Source organism: Brevibacillus fortis (genome assembly GCF_003013395.1).
GTDB classification, from domain to species: Bacteria; Bacillota; Bacilli; order Brevibacillales; family Brevibacillaceae; genus Brevibacillus; species Brevibacillus fortis.
In genome coordinates this window covers 1-7,760 of sequence record NZ_PXZM01000069.1, presented here as the reverse complement: position 1 = coordinate 7,760, position 7,760 = coordinate 1, and the positions used below count along the sequence as shown (strand labels likewise).

1 protein-coding gene is annotated in these 7,760 nt (G+C 50.2%); it reads right to left on the bottom strand.

The window, feature by feature from the left end; translation table 11 throughout:
* On the bottom strand, positions 1-7,760 hold a 7,760-nt coding region (locus C7R93_RS29510), incomplete at both ends, for a non-ribosomal peptide synthetase (RefSeq protein WP_146142448.1).

Sequence of the window (7,760 nt, the reverse complement as noted above, 5' to 3'; positions counted from 1 at the left end):
CTCTCCCAACTCGATCCGATAGCCGCGAATCTTCACCTGATGGTCAATCCGGCCCAAATACTCGATTTGTCCATCCGGGAGATAACGGACCAAGTCACCGGTGCTATACATCCGTGCATGCGGGTCAGCGTGGAATGGATTGGACAAGAATCGTTCTGCTGTCAGCTCTGAGCGATTCAGGTATCCGCGAGCCAATCCTTCCCCGCCAAGATATAGTTCCCCAGGTAAGCCCAGCGGTACAGGTTGCAGGTTGGCATCGAGAATATATGCTTGTGTGTTGGACAAAGGACGACCAATCGTCGGTTCTGTCGTGGCGCCTTTGGTGACCTGTACATACGTGGAGTAGGTCGTATCTTCAGACGGACCATAAAGATTAAAGACTTTTTCCACATGCTCCCGTGCATATAGACTTTGCACCAATGTGTTTGGCAGTGGCTCTCCAGCTAGGTTGACCACTCGTACCGTCGACGGGATCGCGTTCATCCGCACCAGCTCTTTTGCCGCAGAGGGAACGGTATTGATTAATGTCACTTCATTGACGGCTGGCAGGCTCGGTACATGCAAGGCGTTGTCAGCCAAGATGACTTTCCCACCGTAGCTTACGGTCACGAATATTTCATAGACAGACAGATCGAAGCAGATAGAAGTGGAGGCGAGCACCCCACTCATTTCTTCCGCCGAAAAGACGGTTTTCGCCCAAGCGATAAAGGCAATGACACTACTGTGCTGGATCGCTACCCCTTTGGGCAGACCTGTCGAGCCCGAGGTGTAAATGACATAGGAAAGGTTAGTTGGTACCACCAAATTTGGCAGATTCTCTTCGCTTTGCTCTGCGATATGCTCCCAGTCACGATCCAGGCAGATCACTTGTGCCCTATGTTCAGGCAGCATGGATAGCAGGCTACCTTGGGTCAACAGGATCGCCGCTTGCGAATCCTCCAACGTATAGCCGATTCTCTCTTGTGGATAGGCGGGATCAATCGGTACGTACGCGCCGCCAGCTTTGAGAATACCCATCATCGCTACGATCATCTCAGTCGTACGTTCCATGAGAACAGCGACCAAGACCTCTGGGCCGATCCCTTGCGCCCGCAGATAGTGAGCCAATTGGTTTGCTCGTCGGTTCAGCTCCGCGTACGTCAGTCTTTCTTCTCCGACGATTAAAGCCTCAGCATCCGGTGTAGCAACTACTTGCGCTTCAAACAGCTGGTGCATTACCGCGTCACGAGCATATTCCGTTTCCGCTGCGTTCCATTCCACTAACAGCTTGTGGCGTTCCTCGTCCGTAATAAATGAAAGTGTACGCAACGGCTGTTCCACTTGTGCAGTTAGGGCCTGTAGAACCTGCGACATCTGTTCTAATACCTTAACAATCACTTCCGTATCAAAACGTCCTCGCTCATAGATCAATTTGAGAGCAAGCTCATCGCCAGGAGCCGCCACCAATGTCAATGGGTAATTGGTTTGCTCCACTGCTTGGACTTCGCTCAGCGACACTCCAGAATCTGACTCCTCACTTGTGCTATTCAAGTAGTTCTCAAAAACGAGAATACTATCAAACAGCGATTGTCCATGTGGAACCTCACTCCAGCCTTGGACGTCTACAAGTGGTGTGTATTCGTACTGGCGGATGTCTAATTGTGTCTTTTGCAAGTGTTGTAACCATTCGTGTATGGTTTGGCTTGGGTCAAACATGACGCGGACAGGTAACGTATTAATAAAGAGTCCTACCATGTTTTCCACTCCTGGCAGGTCTGCTGGACGACCAGAAACTGTCGTTCCAAAGACAATATCTTCAGATCCGCTGTAACCACTCAGGATGAGTGCCCATGCCCCTTGCACCAGCGTATTTAGCGTCAACTGCTGCTTGCGGGCAAAAGCTTGCAGGTGGGCCGTTACTTCCTTGGATAAGTAAACGGTTCGATCTCTGTAGGCTTTAGGCTGTATGGCATGACTGCCTGCTTTTCCCATTGCAAGTGGTGTTGACTCGTAGAAGCCTTTTAACTGCTCGCGCCAATAGCGCTCCGCAACTTGTTTATCTTGCTTACTGAGCCATGCGATATAGCGACTGAATGGTTGAACTGCTTCTAATTTTTCTTCTTCGCCTTTATAAATCGCTTGGTAACTTGCCTGCCAATCTTGCAAGACAAGTGGCATACTCCAGCCATCTAGCAAGATATGATGGAAGCTCCATAAGAAGCGATACGTATTATCCTTCGTGTAAAACAATGTCCAACGCATCATTGGCGCCTGATTAAACTGGAAGTTTCGCACCCGGTCTTTTTCCATGTACGATTGGATTTCAGCTTCCTGCTTATCGACATCCACATGGCGTAGGTCGATTTTTTCCACGTTTACTTTTACTTGTTTTCGGACCATTTGATGCGGTTGTTCCAAGCCCTCCCAGATAAAGGAGGTACGAAGAATCGAATGGCGGTCTACTATTTTCTGCCATGCTTGCTCGAATACTTCCAAGCTAATATCTCGCACTGTCATGAGGAACTGTACGACATAATCGCCGCCCTCTTGTTCATACAGGGAGTGGAACAGCATCCCCTCTTGCAGTGGAGTCAGCGAGTATACACTTTCGATCTGACGATCCGAAGCGATGTATTTGTCGATAGACTGCTGATTTAGATTAGCCAGCGGGAAGTCTGACGGTGTGTAGCCGATTTCTTCTGCCGATTGAGTGTAAGACATAATCTCCCGCAGTGCTTCCATGTAATCATCAGCAACCGCCGCAATCGTCTGTTCGTCATGGATGTTTTCGTTGTACATCCAGGTGACGTGTAGCTGATCTCCTGTAACCGCACTAATGATATCTAGCAAGTTCTCTCGAATCGAATCAGGGGCAAGATTAGCTCCACTGCATTCAGACGCTATGCCAAACGTAGAGGAAACCGCCACTGTCTGATCAAATTGCCCGAGGTAGTTGAAGCTGATTTGCGGTTTCGGTTGGGCGTTCAGTCGGTGTTGTAGTTCAAGATCATCACGTAGATAGCGCAAAATTCCATAGCCAACACCCTTATTTGGAATCTGACGGAGATGTTCCTTGACTGCCTTCAGCGTATGCCCCCAAGGTTTTTCTTGCTCGATAGAAATCTGTATCGGGTACATACTTGTGAACCAGCCAACCGTATGGGATAAATCTGCCCCCTCGATAATCTCCTCGCGTCCATGTCCTTCCAGAAGTACGACCATCGTCTCTTTTCCTGTCCAATGATTCAGCGCTTTTGCTAAGGAAGCAAGCAATACGTCATTGATTTGCAGACGGTAGGAAGGGAGCGTTTCGTGAAGCAAATTGCGCGTTTCTTCGGCGGTCAGCGTAAGTGTAATCTGTTTCGTCGATGCCTCGGTGTTTTGAGCTGGCTCGTACGTACGGTCGACAGGAAGTGGATCCACTTCATATGCTTGATTTGCCCAATAGGCTTTTTCCTTTTCGAGCGCATCAGAGTTGGCATAAGCGTGTAACTGTTCAGCCCATGCCTTAAACGAGGTCGTTTTTAACGGGAATTGCACCGCCTGACCATTTACAGCTTGCTCATAGGCCAACTGCAAGTCTTCCAGCAAAATGCGCCAGGATACCCCATCGACTACCAAGTGATGAATAACGAGCAGGAGTCGTCCCGCGCGTTCTTTTCCAAAGTGGAAGTACACAGCTCGGAACACAGGGCCTTCAGTGATGCTCAGACTCGCCTGCATCTCGCCTGCAATTTCTTCCAGTCGTGCGAATTGTTCCTCTGGTGAGATGTCAGACAAATCAACCACATGGAAAGGTACAGGTTCGCCCAAGCCCTCGATTTGTTGTGACCATAAACCGTCGTTGTTGGTATAACGCATGCGTAAAGCATCGTGGTGTGCAAGCAACTCAGTAAATGCACGCTCCAATGCGTTCGTATCAACCGGTTCCTCGACTGTCAACAAGAAGGATTGATTCCAGTGATGGATAGACGGTTGATTTGCGGCAAAGAACCACTTCTGGATTGGCGTAAGCAACACATCTCCGGTCACGATGCCTTGTTCCGCCAGTTGAATAGCGTTTTCCCCGTTTCCAGTTGTTGAAACGAGAGCTGCCAGTTCAGCGATTGTTTGGTTTTCAAAGATCTGTTTAGGTGTAAGACGAATCCCTGCTTGGTTAGCCCGAGAGACGATTTGGATACTCAGGATCGAGTCTCCTCCGAGTTCGAAGAAGTTGGAGTTGATACTCAATTCTTCGATTCTGAGAACGTCTTGCCAAATCTCAGACAGTTTGCGCTCGATAAAGGTATATGGTGCAACGTAGTGCCCATCGCTTGTGTTCGCATAGTCAGGTTTTGGCAGGGCCCGACGGTCTACTTTCCCGTTTGGCGTAAGTGGCAATTCATCTAGCATGACGAAAGCGGATGGCACCATATAATCCGGTACATGTGCTTTAAAGTGCTTGCGCAGCTCGGCTGTGTCCATTTCTTGCTCCGCTTCCTTGACCACATAAGCTACGAGCTGTTTCTTGCCCGGTTTATCTTCGCGGACAATGACTACAGATGCGGCAAGCGCAGGGTGTTTGGCTAAAACTGACTCTACTTCACTCAGCTCGATGCGGAATCCGCGGATTTTTACCTGATTATCGATTCGGCCGATAAATTCGATCAGACCATTTGGCAGGTAACGAACCACGTCACCAGTCCGATAGAGTTGTGCTTGCGGATCGGTTGAGAACGGGTTTCGTACAAAGCGTTCTTCCGTCAAATCAGGACGATTCAAATATCCTTTCGCCAGACCATCTCCGCCAATGTACAGTTCACCTGTTACGCCAATCGGGACGGGCTGCATGTTGCTATCAAGTACGTACACAGTCGTATTCTTGATCGGACGGCCAATTGGGAAAGAACTGATCGTCTCTGGCAACTCCGTGACCGGATAGCAGCAGGTGAATGTCGTGTTTTCCGTTGGACCGTACCCGTTGATAATCGTTACCCCTTCGATTTCCAACGCTTTTCTTACGTGAGGAACCGAGACGACATCTCCACCAACGAGCAGTTGCCGAACCCCCGTCAGGTACTCTTTGTGATGATCAACCATCAGGGTGAACAGTCCCGCCGTCAGCCAAAGAGTCGTAACCTGGTGAGTCTGAATGGCTTGTCCCAGTTCTTCCAGGGAAGGCAGATCAGGCGGCATCAGCACCAGCTTTGCCCCATTCAACAAGCTGCCCCAAATCTCAAAGGTCGCCGCATCGAACGATACTGTCGATGCTTGCAGGAAAACGTCCTGCTCTGTAATCGTCACGTAGTCGGTTTCTTTGACGAGACGGACAATGCCTCGATGGATGACAAGCGTTCCTTTTGGCAATCCGGTAGAGCCAGAGGTGTAGATCACGTAAGCGAGACTTTCCGCTGTTGTGTCAATGTCAGGTGCAAGTTCACTTTCTTCGGCAATCATCGCCCAGTCGCGATCCAGACAAATCACGGTATGCTCTCCAGATGGGAATGACGATAGGAGATGCTCCTGCGTGAGCAAAACCGTGACGTGAGCGTCGTCCATCATGTATGCCAAACGTTCTTTCGGATAATCCGAATCGAACGGTACATAAGCCCCACCAGCTTTGAGAATTCCAAGCACCCCGATCAGCATTTCGAGAGAACGCTTCACGCAGATACCGACGAGTGAACCTGAGCGAACGCCTTGTTTTTGCAGGTAGTTGGCTACTTGGTTGGCTCGTGTCTCTAGCTGGGAGTATGTGAGCTTCTGGTCTCCCGATACCACTGCAATGCGATTCGGGTAAAGCATCGCGGTCTGCTGGAACAATTGATCCACGCGTTGATCCCGTGGGTAAGCAGTCGTCGTGTCGTTCCATTCCGCCAGCAGTTGCTCCCGTTCTGCCTGAGACAACAACTGCAATTGCGTAATGGTCTGCTCCGGCATCTGAACGATGGCTTCGAGTAATTGCTGGAAGTGCTGTGACATTCGCACAATCGTCGTTTCATCAAACAGCGCTGTATTGTACTCAAACGTTGCGATCAATCCGTTTTGTTTTTCTGCCATGGTCAACGTCAGGTCGAATTTGGCGGTGACCAGATGTTTGTCCATATCGAATTCCGATACGCGAATACCAGCCTTTTCGTCTAAGTCCAGCTGGAAGTTTTGGAGGACAAACATCACTTGGAATAGCGGGGAGTAGCTGAGACTGCGCTCCAGCGCCAGTTCATCGACCAATTTTTCAAACGGAAGATCCTGATGAGCATAGGCTTCTAGCGCCGTCTCCTTCACTCTTGCCAGCAAGTCACGGAATGTCGGTTCCCCTGACATATCCGTACGTAGCACCAATGTATTAATGAAGAAACCGATGAGCGACTCGGTCTCCTCCCGATTTCGTCCTGCAACCGGGCTTCCGACGAGGATGTCTTCCTGTCCACTGTAGCGGTAGAGCAGAGTTTGGAAGGCAGCCAGCAAGGTCATGAACAGCGTCGATCCTTCTTCACGGCTGAGCATACTCAACTTTGCTAACAGTTCAGCTGAAAGCGTAATGGTATACATCGCGCCAACGTGGCTTTGAACAGCTGGACGCGGACGATCTGTCGGCAAAGCCAAAAGTGATTCGGCATCGACTAGCTTTTCTTTCCAGTACGCTAGCTGTTGCGTAAGCACATCTTCTTCCATCCACTTCCGTTGCCATACAGCGTAATCGGCGTACTGCAATGTCAGATCGGCTAATTCAGGTTCTTTGCCGTAAACAAATGCTTCGTACAGTGCTCTCATTTCTTTGATGAAAATACCGATAGACCAGCCATCGAAAATAATATGGTGCATGTTAAATAGGAAGACGGCCTCTTGCTCGCTTATGCGGATCAAGATCGTACGGAACAACGGACCTTCGCTCAGGTTGAATGGCGTAGCTGCCTCTCTTCCTGCCAGACGCTGTGCTTCTGCTTCGCACTCGTCCGCTGGTAGCTCCCGTAAGTCGATTACACGTAACGGCTGCTCTTCATAAGGGTGAATCATTTGTACGGCTTGTCCATCTACGTGGCCAAAGGTTGTCCGCAAGCTTTCGTGGCGCTGGATTAGTACCTGTAAGCTCTTGTTCCAAGCCTCCATATTCAGGTCTCCGAGCAAACGCATCGCTTGCGGGATGTTGTACAAGACGCTGTCTGGCATCAGCTGATCCAGGAACCACAGGCGCTGCTGCGCAAAGGACAAGGGCAGATGACCTTCCCGTGAAATAGGTACGATCGAAGCTCCTGATGTTTCTTGCAAAAAGCTTCCGAGTGCTTCGGATAGTTCTGCAACGGTTGGGTTTTCGAAAAGAATACGGATAGGGACTTCTCCTGCAAACATGTCACGAAGTCGGGAAATGACCCGTGTCGCTAAGAGAGAATGCCCGCCCAACTCGAAGAAGTTGTCCTGAATCCCGACTTTTTCGATACCGAGCACTTGCGACCAGATCGTGGCGACCAGTTCCTCCTTTTGGTTGCGTGGCCCGACATACTCTTGTGTCGAAGCCACCTGCGCCCACTCCGGCTCTGGTAGTTGCTTTCGGTCGATCTTACCGTTCGGTGTGAGCGGCATAGCCTCCAGCCAGACAAAGACAGAGGGAACCATAAACTCCGGCAATTTTGCTTTTGCCCAGACGGCTAAGTCAGTGCCCTCTTCCCTACTTTCCTCTTTTGCCGTCACATACGCCGCCAGACGCTTGTCACCCAGCTTGTCTTCTCTTGCCGTCACCACGGCTTCCTTAACAGCCGGATGGGTGCGAAGGACAGCCTCCAGCTCTCCCAACTCGATCCGAT